Genomic DNA, 26,311 nt, shown 5'->3' on the forward strand with positions numbered 1-26,311 from the left:
CCGGCCGGCGGTCCCGATGATTACTTCTTCTTCACCTGAACGTCGGTGAAGATGGGGTCACCGTCCTGGCCGTAGGGGATCTTCCCCAGGACCTTGTTGGACTGGCCGCTGTTGACCTTGTAGAACCACAGCGGGATCGCCGGCATGTCCTTGGCGAGGACCTGCTCCGCCTGCTGGTAGAGCTTGACGGTCTCGTCCAGGGTGGCGGCCTTGTCGGCCTTGTTCGCGAGCTCGTCGAACTGCTTGTTGGCGTAACCGCTGGTGTTACCGGCCGCCTTGGAGCCGTACAGGTCCCTCATGAAGTTCGAGTTGACCGGGTAGTCGAGCACCCAGCCACCGCGGTACATCGACTTGACCTGGTGCTTGTCGCGCGCGTTCAGGTCGGCCTGGAAGTCGGGCTTGGAGTCGCCGACGCAGTCGACGCCGGTGGCCTTGCGGATGCTGTTGCAGACCGCGTCCACCCAGGGCTTGTGGTCCTGGTCGGCGTTGAACTGGATCGAGATCTTGTTGCCCGGGACACCGCCGCCCTCCTTGATGAGGGCCTTGGCCTTGGCCGGGTCGTAGGAGACCTGCTCCTTGAGCGCGCCGGCCTTGTAGCCGAGCACGCCGCGGGCGACAAAGCTGTCGGCCGGGGTGCGGGAGCCGTGGAGCACGGTCTTGGTGATCGTGTTGCGGTCGATCGCCATGGACAGACCCTGGATGACCTTGGGGTCGATGTCCTTGAACTGCTTGGTGTAGAAGGCCGGGACGATCGACTGGACCGCCGAGTACTCCTCGTCGATCGCGCGCTTGCCCAGGTCCGACTTGTAGTTGGTCAGCGCGGTGGTCGGGACCTGCTCGATCCAGTCGAGGTTGTTGGAGCGCAGGTCCGAGTAGGCGGCGTCGGCGGTGGTGTAGTTCTTGAAGTCGATGCCGCCGTTCTTGGCCTTGTTCGGGCCCTGGTAGCCGTCGAACTTCCGGACCTTGATCATCTTCTTGTGGTCCCAGGAGACGAACTTGTAGGGACCGTTGCCGACCGGCTTCTCACCGAAGCCCTTGGGGTCCTTGAAGAACCCGGTGGGCAGCGGGGCCCACACGTCGTAGCCCAGCTTGTAGGCGAAGTACGAGACCGAGCTGTTGAGCTCGATCTTGAACTCGTTGTCGTTGACGACCTTCAGGCCGGACATCTTGTCGGCCTTGGGCGCGCCCTTCTCCGGGTGGACGTCCTCGTAGCCCTTGATGTCCTGGAACCAGCTGGAGTTGGTCTGGTTGTTCTTGACGTTGGCCGACCAGTTCCAGGAGTCCACGTAGGACTTGGCGGTCACGGCCTCGCCGTTGTGGAACTTCCAGCCCGGCTTGAGCTTGACGGTCCAGACAGAGGAGTCCTTGTTGGGGGTGACCGACTCGGCGTTGACGTACACCAGCTTGCCGGTGCCCGGCTCGTAGTCCACCAGCCCCGCGAAGATCGCCCGCAGCACGCGGCTGCCCTGGCTCTCCTTCGCGTTCGCCGGCTGCAGCGGGTTCTGCGGCTCGCCGAGCTGGGCGGTGAGTATCCCGTTCGGGTCCGCCGTGCCCTTGTTCATATCGTTGCTGCCGCTGTCGCTGTCGTTACCACCGCAGGCGGTCGCGGCCAGCGCCACGACAGCTGCCAACGCGACCCACTTGGCGCTCTTGGCACCGCGCATGGGTTTGCCTCCTCAGGAGTCCACTGTCACTACGAGAGGGGGCGCCCGGAGACACGCTGACACCCCTGACAGCGAAAGGGACCGGAACCCCCCAGATGCGCTCGTAGGTCCGCGCTCCCCACAGCGTGTGACCCATTGACCCGAGCTCAATGGACCCCATGATTGAGCACGTCCGGCCCTTAAACCACACCTTATGGGTCTCGCTTTGGTCACAGCATCTACGCGCGGAGCTTCGAAATCCGGACAAAACTGCCCCAGACAGACACACGCGAAACGGACTGTTAACACATCATGCGGAGCCTGGGATCCGATACCCGGACGCTCGGATCCGGATAACCGCTTGACTGGCACCTTCCTGACATGACAACAGCCCGGGCCCCCGCTGCGGAAGCGGGGAGTCCGGGCCGTTGACAGCTCACTGACGCACCGGGGGGCGCCTACGCTCCGTGATCGGCTCCGGAGTGCGCATCGGCGCTCCGGGCCGGCCCCGGCGCCCGGCGCCCGGGCGCGAGCGTCAGCGCTTGGCGCGGGCGGCGGAGCGGGCGCGCTCCTTCTGGTCCAGCACCACCTTGCGGATCCGGACCGTCTCCGGGGTCACCTCGACGCACTCGTCGTCGCGGCAGAACTCCAGGGACTGCTCGAGCGAGAGCAGCCGCGGCGGGACCAGGGACTCGGTCACATCCGCGGTGGAGGACCGCATGTTGGTGAGCTTCTTCTCCTTGGTGATGTTGACGTCCATGTCGTCGGCGCGGGAGTTCTCGCCGACGATCATGCCCTCGTACACCTCGGTGCCCGGCGAGGTGAACAGCACGCCGCGCTCCTGGAGGTTGGTCATCGCGAAGGCGGTCACCGCGCCCGAGCGGTCGGCCACCAGCGACCCGTTGTTACGGGTCTTCAGCTCGCCGAACCACGGCTCGTGGCCCTCGTGGATGGAGTGCGCGATACCGGTGCCGCGGGTCGCGGTCAGGAACTCGGTACGGAAGCCGATCAGACCGCGGGAGGGGACGATGAACTCCATGCGGACCCAGCCGGAGCCGTGGTTGGACATGTTGTCCATCCGGCCCTTGCGGGTGCCCATGAGCTGGGTGACGGCGCCCATGTGCTCCTCGGGCACATCGATGGTGATGCGCTCGATCGGCTCGTGGACCTTGCCCTCGATCTCCCGGGTGACCACCTGCGGCTTGCCGACGGTCAGCTCGAAGCCCTCCCGGCGCATGGTCTCCACCAGGATCGCCAGCGCCAGCTCACCGCGACCCTGCACCTCCCAGGCGTCCGGGCGCTCGGTGGGCAGCACGCGCAGCGAGACGTTACCGATCAGCTCGCGCTCGAGCCGGTCCTTGACCAGCCGCGCGGTGACCTTCCGGTCCTTCACGGCCGACTTGTCGGCGCCCTTGCCGCCGGGGCCGCGGCCGACCAGCGGGGAGGTGTTGGTGCCGATGGTCATCGAGATCGCGGGCTCGTCGACGGTGATCAGCGGCAGCGCGATCGGGTTCTCCGGGTCGGCCAGGGTCTCGCCGATCATGATGTCCGGGATGCCCGCGACCGCGCAGATGTCACCGGGGCCGGCCACCTCGGCGGGCTTGCGGGTGAGCGCCTCGGTCATCAGCAGCTCGGTGATCCGGACGTTGGAGATGGTGCCGTCGCGCTTGATCCACGCGACCGTCTGCCCCTTCTTCAGCTCGCCCTGCTCGACCCGGAGCAGCGCGATCCGGCCGAGGAAGTTGTCCGCGTCCAGGTTGGTGACATGGGCCTGCAGCGGCGCGGCGGCGTCGTACTCCGGCGCCGGGACGGTCTCCAGCAGGGTGGAGAAGAACGGCTGGAGGCTGTCGCTGTCGGCCGGGACGGTGCCGTCCTCCGGCTTGGTCAGCGAGGCCACACCGTCACGGGCGCAGGCGTAGACGATCGGGAACTCGATCTGCTCCTCGGTCGCGTCCAGGTCCAGGAAGAGGTCGTACGCCTCGTTGACGACCTCGTCGATCCGGGAGTCCGGGCGGTCCGTCTTGTTGATGCACAGGATCACCGGCAGCTTGGCCTGGAGCGCCTTGCGCAGCACGAAGCGGGTCTGCGGCAGCGGCCCCTCGGAGGCGTCCACCAGCAGGACCACGGCGTCGACCATGGACAGGCCGCGCTCGACCTCACCGCCGAAGTCGGCGTGGCCGGGGGTGTCGATGATGTTGATGGTGACGGGGTCGCCGCCGTCCGCCGGGTGGTACTTCACGGCGGTGTTCTTCGCGAGAATGGTGATGCCCTTCTCGCGCTCCAGGTCGTTGGAGTCCATGACCCGGTCGTCCACCTGCTGGTGGGCGGCGAACGCACCCGCCTGCTTGAGCATGGCGTCGACGAGGGTCGTCTTGCCGTGGTCGACGTGGGCGACGATGGCGACGTTACGAATGTCGTGGCGCGTGGGCATAGAAGCGCGCTTCTCCCGGTTTCGTGGGTGGCGGCGCGCTCCTTGTGCGACGCGCCTTCCGCCGGGCTGATCACGCCTCGGCCTCACCCCCATGGTACGGGGACGGCGCGGAGACGGATGCCGCAGCCCGTCCCCGCCGGGTCTTTCCCCTCCCCGCCCCTTCCCGCCACCAGGGACTCCGCCCCTGGCCCCCCCCACCGGGGCTCCGCCCCGGACCCCGCCCCTCAAACGCCGGAGGGGCTGGTTTGGCAGGGGCAGAGCCCCGGACCGGGGCCTGGGGCGGAGTCCCAGTTCCGGGAAGGGGCGGGGAAGGGAAGAGCCCGCCGCCACCCCCTAGCGGCGGAAGCCGATGTCCTGGTAGCGGGGGGTGGCGAAGCCGAAGGCTCCCGCGTTGACCAGGCCCTTGCGCATCGCGATCAGCTGGGGGCGCTGATAGAGCGGAATCGACCCAGCCGCCGCCCAGATCCGGGAGTCCGCGCGGCTGACCAGGGAGCGGGAGGCGCCGCCGTCCAACTCGGAGAGCGCCTGGTCGAAGAACTGGTCGATCTGGTCGGTGCCCACCCGCGTGTAGTTCTGCTCGACGACCAGCGAGCCGTCCGCGGCGGGCTGCGGCTTGGCGTAGATGGGGCGGCCGTCGGTGGCCGGGTAGGCGGAGGCGGGCCAGGAGTAGAGGGCCAGGTCGTAGTCGCCGGTGGCGATGTGGTCCCGGAAGTAGCTCTCACTCGGGACCTTGGTGATCTCGGTCCGGACACCGATCTTCTCCAGCATCCGCGCGATGCGCTCACCCACCGTGCTCAGCGGGGCGGCGGTGCGGTCGTCGGGGAGGACGAAGCGCAGCACCAGCGGCCGCCCCTTCTTCCGTACGACGGCCGCCTCGCCGAGCCGTCCGGACCGCCCGGCGTCACCGGCCGCGGGGGCGGCGTCGGAGCGGCGCTCGGAGTGCGTGGCGGAGTTCGTGGCGGAGGCGGACGCGCTTGCGGAGGCGCTGCCGGTAGCCGGGTCCGTGGCGGCGTCCGTACCGGTGGCGCCGTCCGTGGCGCCGTCCGTGGCCGTGGCGGTCGGGGCGCTGTGCCGCCTGCCCCGGTCGTCCGTCTTGCCGTCGACCGCCTTCTGCCTATTGGCGTCGCCCGCCCGCCAGCCCGCGTCGGCGAGCAGCGACTGCGCGGCGTTGGTGTCCGGGTCGCCGAGGGCGCCGCTGTGGTCCTTGTAGCCCGGCTGGCCCGCCATGAGCAGATGGTTGCCGAGCGGCTCGGACGGCAGCCCCATCGGCTTGAGGACCAGCTTCGCCAGGGCCTTCCGGTCGATCGCGCGGGCCACCGCGCGGCGCACCCGCTCATCGGCGAGCGGGCCCTTGGTGCCGTTGAGGGCGAGCTGGGTGTAGGCGGAGTCCAGGGCCTTGCGCAGGGTGAACCTGCTCAGCGCCCGGGTCTGCGACCGGTTCTTGTCGGTGTCCCCGGTGGCCCCGGTGTCCCCGGTGGCCCCGGTGGCCGCCCCCTCGGCTCCGGCCGCCTCCCGCCCGCCGGTGGACGGCTCCGGCGCGCCCGCCTTGCCCGGGGCCGAGGAGCCCTGCCGGGTGCCCGCGGCCTGCTTGTCCGGGGCGGTGGCCCGGATGCGCCGGGCGGTGGCCCGGTCCACCTCGGCCAGGTCCAGCTGCCCGTCGATCAGGGCCTCGTCCCGCTTCTCGGCCGGCACCGCCCGGAAGACCAGCCGGCTCAGCCGGGCCCGGTCGCCCCACCAGCGGGGGTTGCGGACCAGGGTGACCGAGCCGTCCGAGACCTCGCGCACCATGAAGGGCCCGGCGCCGACCGCGAGCCCCTTGGTGGCCGGTGCGGTGAAGACCGCCGGGTTGCCCATCACGCTCTTCGGGTACAGCGGGGTGAACAGCGAGCGCCAGTCGGTGTACGGCTTGGCGAAGGTGACCTTGACCTCGTGTTCCTTGTCCCCGGGCTCGATCTTGGCGATCCGGTCGTAGCCGGCGTTGCGCGCCGTCCCGTACGCCTCGTCGGTGCCGCGCAGCGCCCGCCACTGGGCCTGGAAGTCCTCCGCGCCGATCGGGCGGCCGTCGCTCCACACCGCCTTGGGGTTGAGCTTGTAGACCACGACCTGCTTGGGGTCGGAGGAGGTGACGTCGGCGGCGGCCAGATAGTCGCCGTTGCGCTGCGGCCTGCCCCGGGCGTCGAGGGTGTAGAGGGAGGGCAGCACGGCACCCGCGATCCGCTGGGTGCCCGTGTCCGCGGTCTTCTGGAACGCGTTGAGGGTGGTGGGTGCCGTGTCCAGGGCCCAGCGCAGGGTGCCGGTGCCGGAAGTCGCGCTGCGCGGCGCGGAGGCGATGTCCCAGGCGGCGGGCGGCGGTGGGCCGTCGTCGTCCGAGCTGCAGCCGGCCAGTACGGGCAGCGGCAGCATCACCCCCGTGGCGAGCAGCATGGCGCGGCGGCGCTTGGTGAGGGGCATGGCTCGTACCTCCGCAGGGTGACGGATATATGCGCATTTGGCATAGTGTGACGCTGATCGCATATACTCCTCACTCAAAGCGACGGTTCATGGGACAGCACGCCGAGAAGGCCATGGAGACGGCCATGAGGGGAAAGGATCACCCGTCCGGATCAATGCGGCGGGCGCGCACTCCGGCGCGCGGCGGCGGAATCGCGCCGGTGGCGCCGCCAATCGCGACAGATCCCTTCACAACCACGACCGTGGCGCGTAACACTCGCTGTCGCATGAGCGTCGCCAACCGCAACCGCGGAAGTGAGGGCAAGTCATGTCCTTGAACGACGACTTGACGGCCGTCCAGCGCTGTCTCGATGACCTGGTCCGTTCCGTCTCCCGGCTGGAGCAGCGGGTGGGCGCCGGCGGGCTGGAGATACGCCGTGTCCGCACCGACGCGGACCACCTCCGCGAGAGCCTCGCCCTCCTGCGCGAGACCGCTCCCGAGGAGCGACCACGCCCCGAGATGGTTCCGGTCCCCGACGCGCCGTACAACAGTGCGCTGTGGTCGGACGTCGACGACGAGGGCCTCGGCGCGCGCGATCGCCACGCGCCCTAGGGACAGCCCGGCGCGCCTCCCGTCGTCGGGGCGCCCCCCATCGTCCCCCCATACCACTCCACCGCGGAGTTCCCCTTGGCCACAGGCACCGACCCCCAAGCCACCACCCCCGCGCCCGCAGGCGGCGGGACGGCCCCGCACGGCGTGCACGGCGCCACACGCGCCGCCATCCCCGCACGCCATCTGCGCAGCGACCGCTGGTGGCTCTCCCCGGCGATCACCGCCGCCGGACTGTTCGCGTTCATCGTCTACTCCACCTGGCGCGCCTTCGCCGGGGACGACTACTACGCGGAGCCGTATGTCTCCCCCTTCTACTCGCCGTGCATCGCCCAGAACTGCGTGCCCATGAAGGGCGGCGCCAACTGGGAGATCTTCGGCGCGTGGTGGGGGCTGTCCCCCGCGCTGCTGATCCTGATCTTCCCGCTGGGGTTCCGGCTCACCTGCTACTACTACCGCAAGGCGTATTACCGGGGCTTCTGGGCCTCGCCGCCCGCCTGCGCGGTCGCCGAGCCGCGCGCCAAGTACACCGGCGAGACCCGCTTCCCGCTGGTCCTGCAGAACATTCACCGCTACTTCTTCTACTTCGCGGTGATCGTCGCGGGGATCCTCACCTATGACACCGTGCTCGGCTTCCGGGACGAGCAGGGCCGCTGGGGCCATATGGGCCTGGGCACCCTGGTGCTGCTCGCCAACATCGCGCTGATCTGGGCGTACACCCTCTCCTGCCACTCCTGCCGCCATATCGTCGGCGGCCGGATGAAGCACTTCTCCCGGCACCCGGTGCGCTACCGGCTCTGGGGCTGGGTGAGCGGGCTCAACGCCCGCCATATGCAGCTGGCCTGGGCCTCTCTCATCAGCGTCGCCGTCGCGGACTTCTACGTCTATCTGGTGGCGAGCGGTGCCTTCGACGATCCCCGCTTTTTCTAGGAGAGGTGCTCATCGATGACGCAAGTCGAGCGGCAGGCGTGGGACGTGGTCGTGATCGGCGCGGGCGGCGCCGGGCTGCGTGCCGCGATCGAGGCCCGCGAGCAGGGCATGCGCTGCGCCGTCATCTGCAAGTCGCTGTTCGGCAAGGCCCATACGGTGATGGCCGAGGGCGGCATCGCCGCCAGCATGGGCAATGTCAACGAGCGCGACAACTGGCAGGTGCACTTCCGCGACACCATGCGCGGGGGCAAGTTCCTCAACCACTGGCGGATGGCCGAGCTGCACGCCCAGGAGGCCCCGGACCGGGTCTGGGAGCTGGAGACCTGGGGCGCGCTCTTCGACCGCACACCCGAGGGCAAGATCTCGCAGCGGAACTTCGGCGGCCATGAGTACCCCCGGCTCGCGCATGTCGGGGACCGCACAGGCCTGGAGCTGATCCGCACCCTCCAGCAGAAGATCGTCTCCCTGCAGCAGGAGGACAAGGCCGCCACCGGCGACTACGAGTCCCGGCTGAAGGTCTTCCAGGAGTGCACGGTCACCCGGATCGTCAAGGACGGCGACCGGGTCGCCGGTGTCTTCGGCTACGAGCGCGAGTCGGGGCGGTTCTTCGCGCTGGAGGCCCCGGCCGTGGTGCTGGCCACCGGCGGTATCGGCAAGTCCTTCAAGGTGACCTCCAACTCCTGGGAGTACACCGGCGACGGCCACGCACTGGCGCTGCTCGCGGGCGCCCCGCTGATCAACATGGAGTTCGTGCAGTTCCATCCGACCGGTATGGTCTGGCCGCCCTCGGTGAAGGGGATCCTGGTCACCGAGTCGGTGCGCGGCGACGGCGGGGTGCTGCGCAACAGCGAGGGCAAGCGGTTCATGTTCGACTACATCCCGGACGTCTTCAAGGAGAAGTACGCCCAGTCCGAGGGTGAGGCCGACCGCTGGTACGAGGATCCGGACAACAACCGCCGCCCGCCCGAGCTGCTCCCCCGCGACGAGGTGGCCCGCGCCATCAACGCCGAGGTGAAGGCGGGCCGGGGCTCCCCGCACGGCGGGGTCTTCCTCGATGTGTCCACCCGGATGCCCGCCGAGGTCATCAAGCGGCGGCTGCCCTCCATGCACCACCAGTTCAAGGAGCTCGCGGACGTCGACATCACCGCCGAGCCCATGGAAGTGGGCCCGACCTGTCACTACGTGATGGGCGGGGTGGACGTCGACCCGGACACCGCGGCCGCGACCGGTGTGCCCGGTCTGTTCGCCGCGGGCGAGGTCGCGGGCGGGATGCACGGCTCCAACCGGCTCGGCGGCAACTCCCTCTCCGATCTGCTGGTCTTCGGGCGCCGCGCCGGGCTCCACGCGGCCCGCTACGCCCAGGAGACCGCGGCATCGGGCACCCGTCCGGTGCCGGACGAGACCCAGCTGGACCTGGCGGCGGCCGAGGCGCTGCGCCCGTTCAGCGCCGAGGCCGGTGAGCCGGACGAGAGCGCGGGTCCCGCCGGGCCGCCGGAGAACCCGTACACCCTCCACCAGGAGCTCCAGCAGTCGATGAACGACCTGGTGGGGATCATCCGGAAGGCCGGGGAGATGGAGGAGGCGCTGCACCGGCTGGCGAGTCTGCGGGTCCGGGCGCGCCGCGCCGGGGTCGAGGGCCACCGGCAGTTCAACCCCGGCTGGCATCTGGCGATCGATCTGCGCAACATGCTGCTGGTCAGCGAGTGCGTGGCGCGTGCCGCGCTGGAGCGGACCGAGAGCCGTGGCGGGCACACCCGCGACGACTGCCCGGAGATGGACCGCGAATGGCGGCGGCTCAATCTGGTCTGCCGGCTCTCCGACCCGTCGGGCGGGCTGGCGGCGCCCGACACCGGACACGGCCAGATCCGGCTGGAGCGGCGCGAGATGCCGCCCATCCGGCCCGATCTGCTGAACCTGTTCGAGAAGGACGAGCTGGTGAAGTACCTGACGGACGAGGAGCTGACCCAGTGAGTGCGTACGAGGCCCACTTCCGGGTGTGGCGGGGCGACCAGGACGGCGGCGGTCTGAAGGACTTCCACGTCGAGGTCAACGAGGGCGAGGTCGTCCTCGACATCGTCCACCGGCTGCAGGCGACCCAGGCCCCCGATCTGGCGGTCCGCTGGAACTGCAAGGCAGGCAAATGCGGTTCGTGCAGCGCCGAGGTCAACGGCCGCCCCCGGCTGCTGTGCATGACCCGGATGTCGGTGTTCGACCGGGCCGAGACGATCACCATCACCCCGCTGCGGGCCTTCCCGGTGGTGCGGGATCTGGTGACGGACGTGTCGTTCAACTACACCAAGGCCCGTGAGGTGCCGTCCTTCGTGCCCCCGGAGGGGGTGGGGCCGGGTGAGTACCGGATGTGGCAGGAGGACGTGGGGCGGTCGCAGGAGTTCCGCAAGTGCATCGAATGCTTCCTGTGCCAGGACACCTGCCATGTGGTGCGGGACTTCGAGGAGAACAAGGAGGCGTTCGCCGGGCCGCGGTTCCTGATGCGGGTCGCGGAGCTGGACATGCACCCGCTGGACGCGGCGGCCGAGACCGGGCTGGACCGCAAGCGCACCGCCCAGGAGGAGCACGGACTGGGCTACTGCAACATCACCAAGTGCTGTACGGAGGTCTGCCCCGAGCAGATCAAGATCACCGACAATGCGCTGATCCCGCTCAAGGAGCGGGCGGTGGACCGTAAGTACGATCCGCTGGTCTGGCTCGGCAACAAGATCCGGCGCCGGGGGCAGTGACGCCTGCGGCGGGCTGATCCCCTCCCCGCCCCTTCCCACAACTGGGGCTCCGCCCCAGACCCCGGACCGGGGCTCCGCCCCCCCCCAGACCCCGGACCGGAGCTCTGCCCCTCCAGCCCCCGGGGTCCAGGGGCGGAGCCCCACCATCCAGCCCCTCCGGCGCTTGAGGAGCGGGGTCTGGGGCGGAGCCCCAGTTCGGGAAGGGGCGGGGTGGGGAAAGACCCGCCGGGAGCAGTAGCGCTCCCCGCGCTTCGTGTCGCGGACCCGCCACCGGCGGGCCCGCTGCCGTCAGTGCCTGTCGCTGTACCCGTTGTGGCCCGTCACCAGAGGCTGAGCAGCGCCTCCACCGAGTCCGGCCCCGAGGACTGGCCGTCCGGCAGGGCCAGTTCGAACCAGACGGTCTTGCCGAGCGGGGTCCGCCGGCTCCCCCAGCCCGCGCTGAGCAGCCCGACCAGCTGCAGCCCGCGCCCGCCCTCGTCGGTGTCCCGGGCGCGCCGCCGCCGGGGCTGGACCAGACCGCCGTCCCAGACCTCGCAGACCAGCGTGCGGTCCAGCAGCAGCCGCAGCCTGATCTCTCCCTCGCCGTACCGCAGGGCGTTGGTCACCAGCTCGCTGACCAGCAGCTCGGTGGTGTCCACCAGACCGTCAAGGCCCCAGGATTCCAACTGCTCCCGGGCCAGTTCGCGGGCCCGGCCCACGGACTGCGGGGCGCTGGGCAGGCGCCAGTCGCCGACCGACTCGGCCGACAGGCCCTGCACCCGGGCCATCAGCAGGGCGATGTCGTCCTCGCCGTGGTGGGTGTCGAGGGTGCCCAGGACGTGGTCGCAGACGTCCTCGAGGGATCCGGCCGCGGCGTTTCCGGCCTCGGCGCCCTCGGGGGTGTCGAGGGCCGCGCGCAGGGCCTGGAGCCCCTCGTCGAGGGTGTGGTCGCGGGACTCGACCAGACCGTCCGTGTAGAGGGCCAGCAGCGCGCCGTCGGGCAGCTCGACCTCGATCTCCTCGAACGGCTCGCCGCCGACGCCCAGCGGCATACCGGGCGGGACCTCCATCAGCAGGGCGTTCTCACCGGGTTCCACCAGGACGGGGGGCGGATGACCGGCGTTGGCGAAGGTACAGCGGCGGGTGACGGGGTCGTAGACGGCGTAGACGCAGGTGGCGAGGTAGACCTCGGTCAGGTCGGAGGAGTCCTCGGCGGCCTGGCCACCGCGGGCCAGGGCGCGCGATCCGGTTCGCGCGCCGGCGTGCGAGCCGCCCGGTGTGCCGAGGCCGAGGGCGATCTCATCCAGCGCGGAGAGCACCTCGGCGGGCTCCAGGTCGAGCAGGGCGAGGGTGCGTACGGCGGTGCGCAGTTCGCCCATGGCCACGGCGGCGCGCAGCCCCCGCCCCATGACGTCGCCGACCACCAGCGCGGTGCGGTGCCCTGGCAGCTCGATCACGTCGAACCAGTCGCCGCCCACCTCGGTCGCCGCGTTGCCCGGCAGATAGCGGCAGGCGATGTCGAGCCCGGCGGCCTCCGGGTCGCCGGGCGGGAGCAGGCTGCGCTGCAGTATCAGCGCGCGTTCATGTTCTCTGCGGTACAACCGGGCGTTGTCGATGCTGACGGCGGCGCGGGCGGCCAGCTCGACGGCGAGCGCGCGGTCCCGTTCGCCGAAGGGCTCGCTGCCCTTGGTACGGGAGAACTGGGCGAGGCCGACGACGGTGTCCCGGGCGACCATCGGCACCACGAGGGTGGACTGCAGCATGGCGCCGAGCTCCAGGCTCTCGCTGCCGTCCCGCCCGGGGACGACCCGGACCTGGGCGGTGCGCAGGGCGTGGGCGCACAGGGAGTTGAAGGGGTAGCGGTGGACCTCGCCGACCTGGATGGGCTTGGGGTCCTCGGCGGTGTTGACGCGGCAGATGTCACCGAAGGCGACCGGGCCGTCGGAGACCGCGCTGGCGAAGGCGACGCGGCGCAATTCGGCGCTGCCGTCCGCGAGTCCGGGCGGGGTCTCGTCGCCGGAGAGCAGCCCCTGGTAGAGGTCGACGGAGGCCAGGTCGCAGAACTGCGGCACGGCCACGTCCAGCAGCTCCCGGGCGGTGGTCTCCAGATCGAGCGAGGTGCCTATTCGGGCCCCGGCCTCGTTCAGCAGCGCCAGATTGCGCCGTACGCCCGCGGCCTCCTGTTCGGCGCGGCGGCGGCCGGTGACGTCCGTGGCCAGTCCGGCGATGCCGATGGGGCGGCCGGAGCCGCTGTGCAGCCGGTAGAGCGAGACCGACCAGCGGCGGCGGTCGGTGCTGCCCGGAGTCTGGCCCATGAGCGGCATATCGGTCAGCGCCTGCCCGGAGTCCAGGACCTGGCGCAGGGCGGCGGCCAGCCGGTCGGCCTCGCCGCGCGGCAGCAGATCGTGCGGGGTCACCCCGCGGTATTCCTCGGTGGGGCGGCCGAAAACCTTCGCAAAACGCTCATTGACCCGGAGCATCCGCAGGTCGGTCCCGAAGAGGAAGAAACCGAGCGGAGATTGACCGAAAACGGCCTGTGAAGAAGCAAGATCCGTTTCCAGCCCGCGCAACGCGCTGACGTCCACCGCGATACAGAGCGCGGACCGCTTCCCGTCCTCATCCTGAGCGGGCATCACATAGACCTCGGCGATGCCATGTCCGCTCGGCGACTGGGGACTACGGTAGGGGACCAGCCCGGTCCACTCCCGGCCGTCCAGGATGTCGGCGACCGCGCGATGGCCGGTCTCCTGGTACTCGGGCGGTACGAACGCCTCCACCGGATCCTTGCCGATGGCCTGGGGCGCCGACAGCCCCAGCAACTCCGCGGCCCGTTCGCTCCACTGCGCGATCCGGCCGTCGGACCCCAGTGCGAAGGAAGCCACCTGGATGTAGTCATAGATCGAGCCGGGCGGGCTGCTCTGCCACACCGCCGACATCGAGGACATGGGCGACATGTCCGGCAGCGAAGACCCTTGTGACACCGGCGACACCTGCGAACCAACCGTCTCCTCGGGGATATCAGCCCCCGCTGGCTTCTCGCTCATGCGCCCGTCCCCTCCGGCTCAGGTGCTCCGACCGGCTCCAGATAGCCGAGTATCCAGCACATCGGCCATCCCGAGTACGGTCTTCACGATCACAGCACTATCTCAGCCCGCCATCGGTTTCCGTCCCGGCTTTTGGTGAAGCGCTCATGATCAGCGCTCCCCCTCACTCCTAACCAGGTGGAGGCGGCTCGAACCCCATGGATTCTCCCGGTACGAGACCTCGAACGGGCCCCGCGCGGGACGGTCTCAGGGGGTGCGCGGAGGAGCACCCTCGGCAGCCTGCTCGGCGCCCTGACCGGCGCCGCGCTTGGCGCCTTGCCCGGGCTCTTGCCCGGCATCCTGCCCAGCACCTTGCCCGGCACTCCGCTCGGCATCCTGCCCAGCACCTTGCCCGGCACTCCGCTCGGCGCGTTGCCCCTCCGCCGCGCGCAGTCGGCGGACCGCCTCGACCACCGCGGGGCGGTCCTCGTCCAGCCAGTCGACCTCGTCCACCCGGTCCGGGGGGAGCCAGCGCAGCTCGTCGTGGTCCTCCAGCGGGCGCGGCTCCCCGGAGCGCAGGGCCGCGGTCCACACCCGCAGCACATAGCCGGGCTTCAAGGGCCACTCCCCCGGCAACGGTTCCAGCGGCTCGACCTCGACCCCGAGCTCCTCGCGCAGCTCGCGGACGAGCGTCTGCGGCGGTGTCTCCCCGGGCTCGGCCTTGCCGCCGGGCAGCTCCCAGCGGCCCGCGAGCTCGGGCGGGGCGCTGCGCCGCGCGGCCAGCAGCCGCCCCCCGTCGAACACCGCTCCACCCACGACCACACGCACGCTCATGCGCCGCACCTTAGCCTGCCTGGCCTGCGCCGATACGCACCAGGCCCCGGGGCGACGCCCCGGGGCCTGGGAAGACATACGTATGTCCGCGGGCGGTCCCGCTCCTTGTCGGCCCAGCCGCTTCTTGTAGGCCCAGCCGATTCACGCGGCCCAGCCGATCCTGCGGTCTCAGCGGCCTCGACGAAGTCCGGTGCGGTTCGGGTACGCCCCGAAGGGGCGCGGGGCCGTGTCGATGTGCGGCTCCGCCGCGCGGGCGCGACCAGCCACGACACAGCCGCGGATGAACGACCGCTCCTCGCGGCACTTCCCGCGGAGCGCTTAGCCGGACTGACGGGACGCGGCGGTCCGCTCGACCACGTACAGCTGCTCCTGGCCCTGGCCCTCCAGGCGGTCGGCCACCTCCTGGGCCTCCGTCCTCGTGGCGTAGCGCCCGACGCGGTAGCGGTTGCCATTGGTGTCCTGGCGGATCACGAGCCAGGGCAGCACAGCGTTCCCGTCACTCATCTCCCCGCCCTCTCCGCTGTGGCACGCCCGGGCGTACGCCCCCGCGACACCATGAAGGAAATCCCGATCCGCATATGCCCGAGCCTACGCCCTACCTTCACGCAGCGGATACGAGTTCTTACAACGAGGCACTCATCCGGCCATGTCGCCGACGTACCCCTCAGACGCGCGCGTCGGTCTTCGCCCGCTCGTCGGCCTCGCTGTCCTCACCGGCCGGGGCGGTGCCCAGCTCGCGCTCGGCCTCCAGCAGCGTCGGATTGCGCCATGCGCTGCGAACGCCCCAGACGTAGAAGGCCAGCCCGATCAGGGCGACGACCAGGATGTCCCAGCCGCCCGGCAGATAGCCGCGACCGCCGAACTCCTTGCCACCGGCCCACGACACCGCCGCCATGACCAGCAGATACGTGACCATCCAGGCACCGGCGGCCAGATGCGGCCGAAGCTGCGCCCACGGCTTGCGCAGCTCGTACCAGGCCCAGATGGGCAGCCCGATCGCCATGATGAAGATGACCTTGCCGGTGAGCGGCCAGCGGGCCCAGTACAGCACCAGCGAGCCGAAGACCATCGCGATCGGCGCGATCACCGGCATCGCGCGCAGCTGCACCGGACGCGGCAGGTCCGGGGAGAGGCGGCGCAGCGACATCACGGCGACCGGGCCGGTGATGTACGAGATCACGGTCGCGACGGAGACGATCTCGGCCAGCGAGCCCCAGCCGCGGAAGACCGCGAGGAAGATGAAGGCGATCACCAGGTTGAGCAGCAGCGCGGGGCGCGGAATGCCGGTCTTGGGGTCGACCTTGCCGAAGATCCCCGGCAGATGGCCGTTCTCCTGGACGCCCTGGATCATGCGGGAGGTGGTGGCCGCGTAGATCATGCCGGTGCCGGACGGGGAGATGAAGGCGTCGGCGTACAGCAGCATCGCCAGCCAGTTCAGGCCCCAGGCCAGGGACAGATCGGCGAGCGGGGAGTTGAAGGAGAGCCCGGACCAGCCGCCGTGCGCCAGATCGGCGGCGGGGACGGCGGTCAGGAAGGCGATCTGCAGCGCGACGTAGATCACCAGCGAGATGAGGATCGAGCTGATGACCGCCTTGGGCAGCGACTTCCCGGGGTTGCGGGCCTCACCGGCCATGTTGAGCGGCGACTGGAAGCCGTTGTAGGCCCAGACGATGCCGGAGACGGCGACCGCGGTGAACACGGAGCTCCAGCCATTGGGGGTGAAGCCGCCGTGGCCGGTGACATTGCCGGTGTCGAAGTGCGACAGCAGCAGGGCCCCTGCGGTCAGGGTCGGTACGACCACCTTGAAGACGGTGATCGCGGTGTTGGTCTTCGCGAAGAGGGTGATCGCGAACCAGTTGAGGAAGAAGTAGAAGAGCAGCAGCACGGACGCGAGCGCGACACCGCTGCCGGTCAGCTCCTTCCCGTCGTACAGCGCCTTGGCCCAGCCGAAGTCCCAGGAGCTCATGTACTGCACGGAGGCGGTGGCCTCACCGGGGATCACGGAGACGATCGCGATCCAGTTGGCCCAGGCGGCCAGATATCCGGCCAGCGAGCCGTGGGAGTACTGCCCGTACCGGACCATGCCGCCGGCCTTGGGGAACATCGAACCCAGCTCGGAGTAGGTCAGGGCGATGGTCAGGGCGACGGCGGCGCCGATCACCCAGGCCAGGATGGCGGCGGGCCCGGCCAGCGCGGCGGCGCGCTCGGCGCCGAAGAGCCAGCCGGAACCGATGATCGACCCGAGCCCCACGGCGGTGAGGGCCACCGGTCCGAGTGACCTTCGATAATGCGAGTGGGAACCCTGCTCCGTGCTCAACGTTCCTGGCACTCCCTTCGCCCCCCGACGACCGGACACAAACCGATCCATCGTAAGAGCGAAATGGATGATCGCCTTCCAGTAACCCCTTTCACCTGCGTTGATGTGAGTTTTGCAACAAAGGATGCTGGAACCGGTGCCATGGGCGAGGGCCCGCCCTCAGACGCCGGTGGTCGGGCCGTTACGCACGCTGGGAAGCGGCATCAGCACCGGCTCGCCCGTGGGCGCCTTACGGCAGACATCCCCGCACTCGGCATCCAGTGAGCAGCACAGCGAGCAGACGGCGCCCGCCCGCACCGGGCAGTCGGCGATGTCCGGCAGCTCGTACGCCGTCTCGCACGAGGCGCAGACGTGGGTGGCGGTGATGTCCGGGATCTCGGCGCCGGGACCGTTCACCGGATTCGGCCGGGCCAGGTAGTAGCGGCCCCCGGTGAGCCAGGCCAGCAGCGGGCAGAGCACCAGCGCCAGACCGCAGGCGATGAAGGTCGAGAACGCCTCGGCCACCTCCCCGAAGGCCCCGAAGAAGGCGACGATCGAGACCGTCGAGGCGATCACCATCGCCCCGAATCCGGCGGGGTTCACGGGATGCAGATAGGCCCGCTTGAACTCGATGTACTTCGGGCTCAGCCCGAGCGGCTTGTTGATGACCAGATCGGCGGCGACGGCGGCGATCCAGGCGATGCCGACGTTGGAGTAGAAGCCCAGCAGCTTGTTGAGCGCCGCGAACATGTTCATCTCCATCAGCGCCAGCGCGATGGCGAGGTTGAGGAAGATGTACCAGACCCGGCCCGGGTGGCGGTGGGTCACCCGGGAGAAGAAGTTGGACCAGGACAGCGAGCCGCTGTAGGCGTTGGTCACATTGATCTTGATCTGGGAAACCACCACGAAGAGCGCGGCGGCGGGCAGCGCGACCGAGCCCAGCCAGGGCTTCAGCGCCTCGATCTGCGGGGCGATGGGCTCCAGCGCATGGGTCTTGCCGACCGCGCCCAGCGCGACGAACGCGAGGAAGGCGCCGCCGATCTGCTTGGCCGCGCCGATGACCACCCAGCCGGGGCCGGCGGCCAGGACCGCCAGATTCCAGCGCCGCCGGTTCTCCTCGGTCTTGGCGGGCATGAACCGCAGATAGTCGGCCTGCTCACCGATCTGCGCGATCAGCGAGAGCGCGACCCCCGTGCCCAGGCCGTATCCGATCCAGTCGAAACCGGAACCCGCGCCCTCGGTCCCGCCGAAGGAGGCGAACGCGCCCCAGGAGTCCGGTGCCTCGACGGCCAGCACCACGAACGGCAGGGCGAGCCCGATCAGCCAGACGGGCTGGGTCCACGCCTGCACCTTGGCGAGCGCGCCCATGCCGCGGAAGACGATCGGGATCACGATGAGGGTGGTCAGCAGATAGCCGACCGGCAGCGGGATATGGAGGGCCTGGTGCATGGCCTGCGCCATGATCGAGCCCTCCAGCGCGAAGAAGATGAAGGTGAAGCTGGCGTAGATCAGCGAGGTCAGCGTCGAGCCGAAGTAGCCGAATCCGGCACCGCGGGTGATCAGGTCCATGTCCAGGCCGTAGGTCGCACAGGCGCGGGCGATGGGGATGCCGGTCAGGAAGATGATCGTCGCCGCGGTGAGGATCGAGGCGATACCGCTGGTGAAGCCGTAGGTGAAGACGATGGACGCGCCGATGGCGAAGTCCGCGAGATAGGCGATCCCGCCGAGCGCCGTCGAGGCGACCATGGTCGGCGACCAGCGGCGGTAGGAGTGGGGGGCGTAGCGCAGCGAGTAGTCCTCGCGGCTCTCGTCCGCCGCGAGCCGGGCGTAGCCGCGGCGCGGGGCCGCCGCCGCGGATGCTCCCGCCTCGGGTGCGGCCGTATCGACCGTGCCGACCGTATCCGTCATACCGGCTTCCCCTGTCGCTCGAGCCGTTCCGCACGACCCAGGAAGCTAGAAGCCGCAGGTGACGGGCGGCGGCGGTGCGGTATTGCCGGGCCGTTACGGCGGCGGGGAGGCGGTTAACTCGCGGTAAGACGCGCCGGGACGGGCCGCCCGACTATCGGTGAGCGCCGGCGAGATCGGCGAACGCTGGCGAAGAGCTGGGCACCTACGGGCCGAACGGACGAAAGATCACTTCACCGGCAGCCGGTAGGCGACCCGATATCGCTCGGCGAGCACCACCACATCGGCGGTCTCGACCGGACGGCCGCCCGCGAAGTACGTACGCGAGGTGACCAGCACCCAGTGCCCCGGCACCCCGCCGAGCGCCAGCACCTCCTCGGCACGGCCGGGGCGCGCGCCGACCTCCTCCGCCATGTTGTCCACCACCAGGTCGAGGGCGGCCATCCGGTCGACGACCCCGCGCCCGGCCAGGGGCCCCTCCTCGGGCAGCATCACGGGCGTACGGCCGGTAAGGGCAAGCGGCTCCCAGGAGGTGGAGAGCATGACCGCCTCCCCCTGCGACTGGAAGACATAGCGGGTGCACATCACCCGCTCCCCCACGTCGATCCCCAGCCGCCCGGCGGTCTCCGCCCCGGCCTCCTCCTGCTCACTGTGGGCGTCCCAGCTCCCGATGACCCGCTCATCGGCCTGCTCCTGCCGGAACGGCGTGGCCTCACCAGCGGTATGAAACCCACCCCGCACGACCCGCCGCGGCACAGGCTGGGCCCGCACATACGTCCCCGACCCCGACCGCCCCTCGACCAGCCCCTCGGCCATCAGCACCTTGCGGGCCTCGAGGGCCACGGTGTCCGAAACCCCGTATTCCTCCCGGATCCTGGCCTGAGAGGGGAGACGCGCATGCGGTGGCAGCTCACCCCCGGCGATCTTCTTCCGCAGATCGTCGGCGACGCGGAGGTATGCGGGCTGGTCACCAAAGGCCACGTGCACTCCCTGGGTTGACAGTCAGCCACAGCTTGGCAACCCAGCGTTGTCGATCGCAACTCAAGGCCATAGCTTCACTAGAAGTGGTGAACTGCAGCTCAGAGACGTTTAACTCGCCCAGAGCCCGCTGAGCTGCCCAACCCCGCCCCCTGGCGCGCCCTTTGCAACCGCGACGCGCAGTCGCCCCGTCAGCTCATGTCCTTCTCGATCGCCTCGAAGATGTCCGCGTCCGTCTCCTGCTGCCAGCCCGGGAGATCCTCCCAGTCGGCCACGTACCCGGGCTTCGGGTCCTCGAAGTGCCGGTACATCTGCGCGATCCAGCACGTCGCGACGAAGCGCCCCTTCTGCTCACGCGTCAGGCGCGAGCCATGCCCACCACTCAGCTCGAGGAACTGCCGCACCTGGGCACAGACCGCCCCGGCGGCCTCGCGCTCCCACTGCGGCGTGTCCTCCCAGGGCGTCACATAGCCGGGCTTGGGCTCACCGGGGAAGTGCCGGCGCACGCCCGCGATCCACGCCTCACGGAACAGCCGCCCGCCTTCGGTCTGCGACATACCCATCCCCTCCGTCACGTCACACTCAGTGCCTTGATCTCGGCGTCCAGCTCCGCAATGCGCCTGTCACGAGCCAGTGGGCCGAACGCCGAACGCAGGGCTTGGAGTCTACGGGCGACATAGCCGGAGGAGGATTCACGCGCCAGGTGGAGTGCCTCGCGGGCAGACGCGACCACCTGCTCCGGGTCTTTGCGCTTGACTCCGACGGCGGCCAGGTTCACGAGCACGACACCTCGGCGCCGAAAGGATTGGCCCTCCGCGAGGGCCTCTTGTGCGAGGGCACTCCGAAGCGTCCGCTCGGCAAGGTCGAGCCGACCGAGCTGCACGTAACGAGCACCACGCTCCTCTCCGAGTCGAGAGCCGTCGAAACGTAGCCAGCCCCCGTTCTGCGCTGGTCCGGTCAGGTCCTCGACCTGCTCTGCCTTGTCGAGGGCACGTTCGCACTCCGTCAAATCACCAAGTCCGGCATACGCCTCCGCTTGTACCGCGGCGACCCAGTGCCGTGTCGAGAGCGAACTGTCACCCCGCCGAGCAATGCGTCCGGCTACCAACAGCGTGTCGGCAGCCTCCCGGTAGCGGCCTTCGTACACATCGACGTACGCGTGTCGGGTAAGGGCACATGCCCAGAGGTCAAGGGCCCCCGCGTCCTTACTGGCCGAAGCCGCCAACGTGTACGAGGCCGCGGCATCGGTGTACCGATTGCTGTCGAAAGCCAGCTCGCCCGCAAGCTGAAATAGGTCACCCGCCGCACCGCACAAGGCTCGTGTCTCCTTCTCCGAACGGCCGCCCAGGGCCTTCGTGAGCCCCGTGAGCTGATCGCGAACGATTGGGTGGACGGATCCCTTGGCACGGGCAAGCTGGTACACCTGCCATAGGTGGCCATTCATACGGAGAAAGTCTTCGGAAGCTCGACGGTGGGCCCCTTCCGCGAGAGCTTCCGATTCCTCTGCGGAGAGGGCGGCCAAGGCCCCGGCAACGGTAATTATGCGGAAAAATTCGCGCCGAATCATGTCGTCGATATCCCCTGAGCCATAGCTGTCCCTTGAAGACGACCCCGCGGGCTCCGGGAGCGTTGCTGTGGGCCTGATTACCAGGGCGTCTAATGCAGCGAGGTCTAATTGCAGCGCCGCTGCGTACTTTTGGCGCAACGGCGGTTGGATCTCGGTTTTACCGCTCTCCCAACGGCCAACCGTGGTGCGGTCGACACCGAGCACATGAGCGAGCCCTTCTTGACTGTAACCCAGCGCTTTCCGCCGCTCAGCGAGTCCCACGACACCTCCCTACCCCACCCCGTCGACCGCCACTCGGCGGTCCCGCACGCCGTGCACGCTTCTGCATCGAGCCTGCCGCATGGATGCCGTGGAGCGCACCGGCGCGGAGCGGTTCTCTTGACGTTGTCAGCATCACCAACCGGCGCGAACCATCACGGGTTGCGGTCGTGATGGCGAAAGGCCAGATCGCTCGGCCTCAATGTCATGGGCTGGGCGGTCCACCGTCCCGGAGGCACCCCAGTGAGCACGACTGCCACAAGAGCCAACGCAATCGGCATCCCCCGATACAGCGAGGCATACCGCTGCGAGGAGGAGTCCTCACGTCGAGCTCGGCAATTGGTGATGGCGGCTCTCCACGCATGGGGCCTCGACACGCTTGCGGAGGACGCCGCCTTGATTACCGCAGAGCTCGTCGCCAATGCGGTGCGGCACAGCGAAAGCCGCATGCTGCGAGTCAGCGTCGCTAGACCTGGCGAAGGACTCGTCCGTGTCGCCGTCGCGGACAAGTCCCGTCAGCTGCCCGTCGTGCGAGATCCCACCCCGGAGGAGTCATCCGGCCGAGGGTTACTCCTCGTATCCGTCCTGGCCAGCCGCTGGAACACCGACCTGCGGCGCTGGGGCAAGGTCGTCTGGGCCGAACTCGGCACCGATGGCATAGCGCGTGACGGTTCGACATGAACCACCTCCTCGGAACCACCTCCCACATCAACGAACGACGAAAGGGGCCATGACTTATGGCAACGGCCATCAATGCAACGATTGCGAAGAAGAGCACCACTCAATTCCTGTGGCTGGACCTGACGCGCAAATGCCAACTCGCCTGCGGCCACTGCTTCAACAGCTCGGGCCCGGACGGAACGCACGGCACCATGACGCGTGAGGACTGGTTCGCCGTTCTCGACCAGGGGGCCGGGTATGGCGTACGCCGTGTGCAGTTGATCGGAGGCGAGCCGACGATGCACCCGGACGGTCCGGCCATCGTCGAACGGGCGCTGTCCCTGGGCCTCGGCGTCGAGGTCTACAGCAATCTCGTGCACGTCTCGGAGAAGTGGTGGGAACTGCTCGGGCGCGAGGGAGTCTCCGTGGCAACGTCGTACTACTCGGATCGGGCCGTTGAGCACAACGCGATGACCGGACGCCCCAGCCACACCCGCACCCTGACCAACATCAAGAAAGCCTTACGGCTCGGTATTACCCTGCGCGTCGGGATCGTCGCCGCCTCCGAGGTACAGCGTGTCGAGGCGGCGCGGAGGGAGCTCGAAGCACTCGGGGTGAAGCGCATCGGCCTGGATCACGTGCGCCCCTTCGGGAGGGGAGGGCACGGGCAGGCCCCAGAGCCCTCCGGCCTGTGCGGACGATGCGGCATCGGCAAAGCTTCCGTCGACCCGGACGGCAACGTGTCCCCGTGCGTATTCTCCGCCGACACAATGGGCGTCGGAAACGTCCGGCGCTCCCCACTGGCCGCTATTCTCAGCGGTCCTGTCATGGCCGAAGCATGCGCGTCCATTCGTGGTGCGGTCGCGAAAGGTGGGGACGAGGACGACGAGGAATGCGACCCCGTCGGAGACGGGGAATGCTCCCCCGGATATCCGAGCAGCTCATGCAGCCCGAGGAACTGATGGACAACGACTCGCCCCATACCGAAGCGCTGTGGGCGATGGTGCGCCCACACACCGGCGAACAACACGAGGTCCAACCCACCTCGCGGGGAAACGGCTCGAACGTCACCGCCATCGTCAGGTGTGAACACGGTCCGGTCTTCGTGAAAGCGTGCCGCAACCAGGCACGCGGCCGACGCGCCTCCATGGTCCGGGAGCGACTGATCAATCCCTTGGTGCGCGCCGTCTCGCCGAAGCTGTGGTGGCACGCCGAGGACGCGGAGTGGACCGCACTCGGCTTCGAGGTCCTGGAAGGACGATCGTCGGACTTCACACCGGACTCGCCCGACCTTCCTGCGGTGATCCACCTCCTCGACCGGATCGGGGGCCTCCGCCTGCCGGCTGAGGCATACGACTGGCCGGAGACCCGCTGGAACCGGTTCGCCGGCGATGGGGACGCCAAGCTGTTCGAAGGCGAGACGCTCCTCTTCACCGACGTCAACCCGGACAACTTCATGATCGGGAAGGGGCGAGCCTGGGCGGTGGACTGGTCGTGGCCCACCCGCGGGGCTGGGTTCATCGACCCCGCGTGCCTCATCGTGCAGCTCATCGCGGCCGGACACTCCGCCGAGGAGGCCGAGGGATGGGCGTCTGGGTGCAGGGCGTGGATGAACGCGGACGCAACCGCCATCGACGCCTTCGCAGCGGCCACCCTCCGTATGAGCGAGTCACATGCGGACCGGCACCCCGACACGGCCTGGTTGGCGGGCATGGCCGACGCAGCACGGGCGTGGGCTGCCCACCGAGGTGTGTCCGAGAGATCACGCTGATCGTGGGGGCGACGCGGGGCCGGTCCTGATGTCCGCCGGGTGGGCCCCGGATCTCCGCCGGGCGGGCCCCGGCGGCCGTTACTCTCCTGACAGCAGCCGCCGAAGCGTAGGGACCGCGATGGACGACGAACCGCTCGCCCCGGAGCCCCACCGCGTGGCACCCAGACCCGTTCGCCGCAGCTCACGGGTGCTGCCCGGCGTGCTGCTCCTGGCACTGTGCGCCACGGGCTGCACCGGTGGCTCCGGGGCGCAGGGCGCGGCCGAGGCGTCCGGTGCCGGAGCCGGCACCGCGGGGGTCGGTGACGCGCTCTTCCCCCGGCTCGGCAACGGCGGCTACGACGTGCGGAGCTACCGTCTCGCCCTCGACTACACACCCGCCTCCCGCCGTCTGAAGGGCACCGCCCGCATCACCGCCCGCACGGACCGGGCCCTGCGCTCCTTCCACCTCGACCTCGCCGGGCTGCGGGTGCGGAAGGCCACGGTGAACGGCCGCCCCGCCAAGGCCGCCCGCAGCGGCACCGAGCTGGTCCTCACGCCCGCCTCGGCCCTCCCCAAGGGCCGCACCTTCACGGCCACCGTCGTCTACGACGGCAAGCCGAAGACCCTCACCGGCGAGGACACCGGGAAGGAGGGATGGATCCGCACCGACGACGGCGCCGCGGCGCTCGGCGAGCCGACCGGCTCCATGACGTGGTTCCCCGGCAACCACCACCCCTCCGACAAGGCCGCCTACGACATCGCCGTCACCGTTCCCGAGGGCTACACCGCCGTCTCCAACGGAGAGCTGAAGGGCCGGCAGACCCGCGACCGCCGCACCACCTTCCGCTGGCACATGGGCGAGCCCATGGCGAGCTATCTGGCCACCGTCGCCATCGGCCGCTTCGACGTCCGCACCACGACCACCGGCAAGGGCCTGCCCGTCTACGTCGCCGTCGACCCCACCGAGGCCGACCGCGCCAAGAACATCACCGACCAGGTCGACGACGTCATCACCTGGGAGACCCGCACCTTCGGCCCGTACCCCTTCTCCTCCACCGGCGCCGTCGTCGACCACCTCCCCGGCCTCGGCTACGCCCTGGAGACCCAGACCAAGCCGTACTTCGACGCGGCCCCGGACAAGACGCTCGTCGTGCACGAACTCGCCCACCAGTGGTTCGGCGATTCGGTCACGCCCCGGGCCTGGAAGGACATGTGGCTCAACGAGGGCTTCGCGACGTACGCCGAGTGGCTGTGGGAGGAGGACCACGACGGCCGCACCGCCCAGCAGATCTTCGACGACTTCTACGACGGCACCGACGACGAGAGCGAAGGCATCTGGGACTTCCCGCCCGCCAACCCCCCGAGCGTCGCCAGCGTCTCCGACCCGCCCGTCTACGGCCGCGGCGCGATGGTGCTCCACCAGCTCCGCCGGACCGTCGGCGACAAGACCTTCTTCTCCATCCTCCGCACGTGGCTGAAGGACCACCGGCACGGCAACGCGGACACGAAGCAGTTCATCTCGCTGTGCGAACGCAAGTCGGGGAAGGACCTGACCCGCCTCTTCGACGTCTGGCTGTACGGCAAGGGCAAGCCGGAGAATCGCTACGACCGGCCCGGTCGGGGCTCCAGTCAGTAGTGGTAGCGAGCCGCGAGGATCACGATCTCCTTGTCCGTGACCAGGTAGACCAAGCGGTGCTCGTCGTCGATCCGCCTCGACCAGGCTCCGGGCAAGTGGTACTTCAACGGCTCGGGCTTGCCGATCCCCGCGAAGGGGTCGCACTTGACGTCCTCGATGAGCCTGTTGATCCGAGCCAGCATCTTGCGATCGTTCTTGAGCCAGGACGTGTAGTCCTCCCAGCCCTGATCCTCGAAGACAAGCCTCACGCGGGACCCTCGCCGGCCGCATCCGGCGAGTCGGGGTCGATCAGCTCGCGCTCCGACACGTTGATGTTGTCCAGCGCGTTCTCGTACGCCTTGAGCAGTCGGCGTGCGTTGGCCGGCGAGCGCAACAGGTACGAGCCCTCGCGCAGCGCCGCGTAGTCCTCGGCCGAGACAAGCACGGCGTTGCCATGCTTGGAGACGATCTCGATTGCCTCGTGATCGTCGTTGACCTTCTTGATCAGCGGAAAGAGAGCCTTGCGGGCTTCGCTCGCAGTTATCGACATGACCTGACCCTTTCCGAGAGTGGTACTGAATAACGTACCACTCCCGTCCTGGCGCCGCCCCGGCACGGTGGAGGCATCCCCGTCAGGGGGCTCAGGCGCCCCCTCGGCCCGACG

General features: G+C 69.5%; 20 protein-coding genes and 1 pseudogene. 8 read left to right on the plus strand and 13 right to left on the minus strand.

Annotation, left to right across the window (positions count from 1 at the left end; all coding sequences use genetic code 11):
• Nucleotides 1-20: 20 nt before the first annotated feature.
• The 3 genes from J8403_RS16305 to J8403_RS16315 form a co-directional block, all read right to left on the minus strand.
• Nucleotides 21-1,664, minus strand: a complete 1,644-nt coding sequence (locus J8403_RS16305; protein WP_211123818.1) for a peptide ABC transporter substrate-binding protein — start codon at nt 1,662-1,664, stop codon at nt 21-23.
• Nucleotides 1,665-2,178: 514 nt separating this feature from the next.
• A complete protein-coding gene (gene typA, locus J8403_RS16310; RefSeq protein WP_211123819.1) occupies nt 2,179-4,074 on the minus strand; it encodes a translational GTPase TypA in 1,896 nt (631 codons plus the stop codon).
• Between the two features lie 333 nt (nt 4,075-4,407).
• Entirely contained in the window at nt 4,408-6,525 is a 2,118-nt protein-coding gene (locus J8403_RS16315) for an ABC transporter family substrate-binding protein (protein WP_211123820.1), read from the minus strand.
• Nucleotides 6,526-6,832: 307 nt separating this feature from the next.
• On the opposite strand from J8403_RS16315, the gene J8403_RS16320 reads away from it, so the two are divergent.
• From J8403_RS16320 to J8403_RS16335, 4 genes are all read left to right on the plus strand, one after another.
• On the plus strand, nt 6,833-7,117 hold the full coding sequence (locus J8403_RS16320; protein WP_069864407.1) for a hypothetical protein: 285 nt from the start codon (nt 6,833-6,835) through the stop codon (nt 7,115-7,117).
• Nucleotides 7,118-7,192: 75 nt separating this feature from the next.
• Nucleotides 7,193-8,044, plus strand: a complete 852-nt coding sequence (locus tag J8403_RS16325; RefSeq protein WP_211123821.1) for a hypothetical protein — start codon at nt 7,193-7,195, stop codon at nt 8,042-8,044.
• Between the two features lie 15 nt (nt 8,045-8,059).
• Nucleotides 8,060-10,015, plus strand: a complete 1,956-nt coding sequence (locus J8403_RS16330) for a fumarate reductase/succinate dehydrogenase flavoprotein subunit (protein ID WP_211123822.1) — start codon at nt 8,060-8,062, stop codon at nt 10,013-10,015.
• Nucleotides 10,012-10,782, plus strand: a complete 771-nt coding sequence (locus J8403_RS16335) for a succinate dehydrogenase/fumarate reductase iron-sulfur subunit (protein ID WP_211123823.1) — start codon at nt 10,012-10,014, stop codon at nt 10,780-10,782. Before J8403_RS16330 ends, J8403_RS16335 begins: the two co-directional genes overlap by 4 nt.
• Before the next feature lie 320 nt (nt 10,783-11,102).
• Here J8403_RS16335 and J8403_RS16340 read toward each other — a convergent pair whose 3' ends face one another.
• From J8403_RS16340 to J8403_RS16375, 8 genes and pseudogenes are all read right to left on the minus strand, one after another.
• The gene (locus J8403_RS16340) at nt 11,103-13,805 is read right to left on the minus strand and encodes a SpoIIE family protein phosphatase (protein WP_211123824.1); all 2,703 of its coding nucleotides are present in this window, start codon (nt 13,803-13,805) and stop codon (nt 11,103-11,105) included.
• A gap of 417 nt (nt 13,806-14,222) precedes the next feature.
• Nucleotides 14,223-14,618, minus strand: a pseudogene (locus J8403_RS16345) ((deoxy)nucleoside triphosphate pyrophosphohydrolase); the annotation flags it as partial.
• A 318-nt stretch (nt 14,619-14,936) separates the two neighbouring features.
• The gene (locus J8403_RS16350) at nt 14,937-15,122 is read right to left on the minus strand and encodes an SPOR domain-containing protein (RefSeq protein ID WP_014054660.1); all 186 of its coding nucleotides are present in this window, start codon (nt 15,120-15,122) and stop codon (nt 14,937-14,939) included.
• Nucleotides 15,123-15,282: 160 nt separating this feature from the next.
• Nucleotides 15,283-16,986 carry an APC family permease gene (locus J8403_RS16355; protein WP_246585861.1) on the minus strand — a complete coding sequence of 568 codons (1,704 nt, stop codon included), beginning with the start codon at nt 16,984-16,986 and terminating at the stop codon, nt 15,283-15,285.
• A 108-nt stretch (nt 16,987-17,094) separates the two neighbouring features.
• Nucleotides 17,095-18,822 (minus strand): purine-cytosine permease family protein, encoded by a 1,728-nt coding sequence (locus tag J8403_RS16360; RefSeq protein ID WP_211123827.1) that lies wholly within the window; start codon nt 18,820-18,822, stop codon nt 17,095-17,097.
• A gap of 225 nt (nt 18,823-19,047) precedes the next feature.
• Nucleotides 19,048-19,800, minus strand: coding sequence for a GntR family transcriptional regulator (locus tag J8403_RS16365; protein ID WP_211123828.1), 753 nt, complete (start codon nt 19,798-19,800; stop codon nt 19,048-19,050).
• Nucleotides 19,801-19,988: 188 nt separating this feature from the next.
• Nucleotides 19,989-20,354, minus strand: a complete 366-nt coding sequence (locus tag J8403_RS16370) for a hypothetical protein (protein WP_211123829.1) — start codon at nt 20,352-20,354, stop codon at nt 19,989-19,991.
• A gap of 14 nt (nt 20,355-20,368) precedes the next feature.
• Entirely contained in the window at nt 20,369-21,625 is a 1,257-nt protein-coding gene (locus J8403_RS16375; protein ID WP_211123830.1) for a helix-turn-helix transcriptional regulator, read from the minus strand.
• Between the two features lie 204 nt (nt 21,626-21,829).
• Here J8403_RS16375 and J8403_RS16380 point away from each other — a divergent pair, with 204 nt between their 5' ends.
• The 4 genes from J8403_RS16380 to J8403_RS16395 all read left to right on the plus strand — a co-directional run bounded on the left by J8403_RS16380 (nt 21,830) and on the right by J8403_RS16395 (nt 25,668).
• The gene (locus J8403_RS16380; RefSeq protein ID WP_281427925.1) at nt 21,830-22,303 is read left to right on the plus strand and encodes an ATP-binding protein; all 474 of its coding nucleotides are present in this window, start codon (nt 21,830-21,832) and stop codon (nt 22,301-22,303) included.
• Nucleotides 22,304-22,359: 56 nt separating this feature from the next.
• The gene (locus tag J8403_RS16385; RefSeq protein WP_211123832.1) at nt 22,360-23,244 is read left to right on the plus strand and encodes a radical SAM/SPASM domain-containing protein; all 885 of its coding nucleotides are present in this window, start codon (nt 22,360-22,362) and stop codon (nt 23,242-23,244) included.
• On the plus strand, nt 23,226-24,053 hold the full coding sequence (locus J8403_RS16390) for a phosphotransferase (protein ID WP_246585862.1): 828 nt from the start codon (nt 23,226-23,228) through the stop codon (nt 24,051-24,053). Before J8403_RS16385 ends, J8403_RS16390 begins: the two co-directional genes overlap by 19 nt.
• Nucleotides 24,054-24,171: 118 nt before the next feature.
• Nucleotides 24,172-25,668 (plus strand): M1 family metallopeptidase, encoded by a 1,497-nt coding sequence (locus tag J8403_RS16395; RefSeq protein ID WP_211123834.1) that lies wholly within the window; start codon nt 24,172-24,174, stop codon nt 25,666-25,668.
• Here the strand turns inward: J8403_RS16395 and J8403_RS16400 are convergent.
• On the minus strand, nt 25,662-25,916 hold the full coding sequence (locus J8403_RS16400) for a Txe/YoeB family addiction module toxin (protein WP_211123835.1): 255 nt from the start codon (nt 25,914-25,916) through the stop codon (nt 25,662-25,664). The two genes, J8403_RS16395 and J8403_RS16400, sit on opposite strands and share 7 nt — an antisense overlap.
• Nucleotides 25,913-26,197: a type II toxin-antitoxin system Phd/YefM family antitoxin gene (locus J8403_RS16405; protein WP_211123836.1), complete on the minus strand. Its 285-nt coding sequence runs from the start codon at nt 26,195-26,197 to the stop codon at nt 25,913-25,915. The genes J8403_RS16400 and J8403_RS16405 overlap by 4 nt, the downstream gene beginning before the upstream one ends.
• Nucleotides 26,198-26,311: the final 114 nt, after the last annotated feature.

The organism is Streptomyces yatensis (genome assembly GCF_018069625.1).
In the GTDB taxonomy this organism is placed as follows: Bacteria; Actinomycetota; Actinomycetes; order Streptomycetales; family Streptomycetaceae; genus Streptomyces; species Streptomyces yatensis.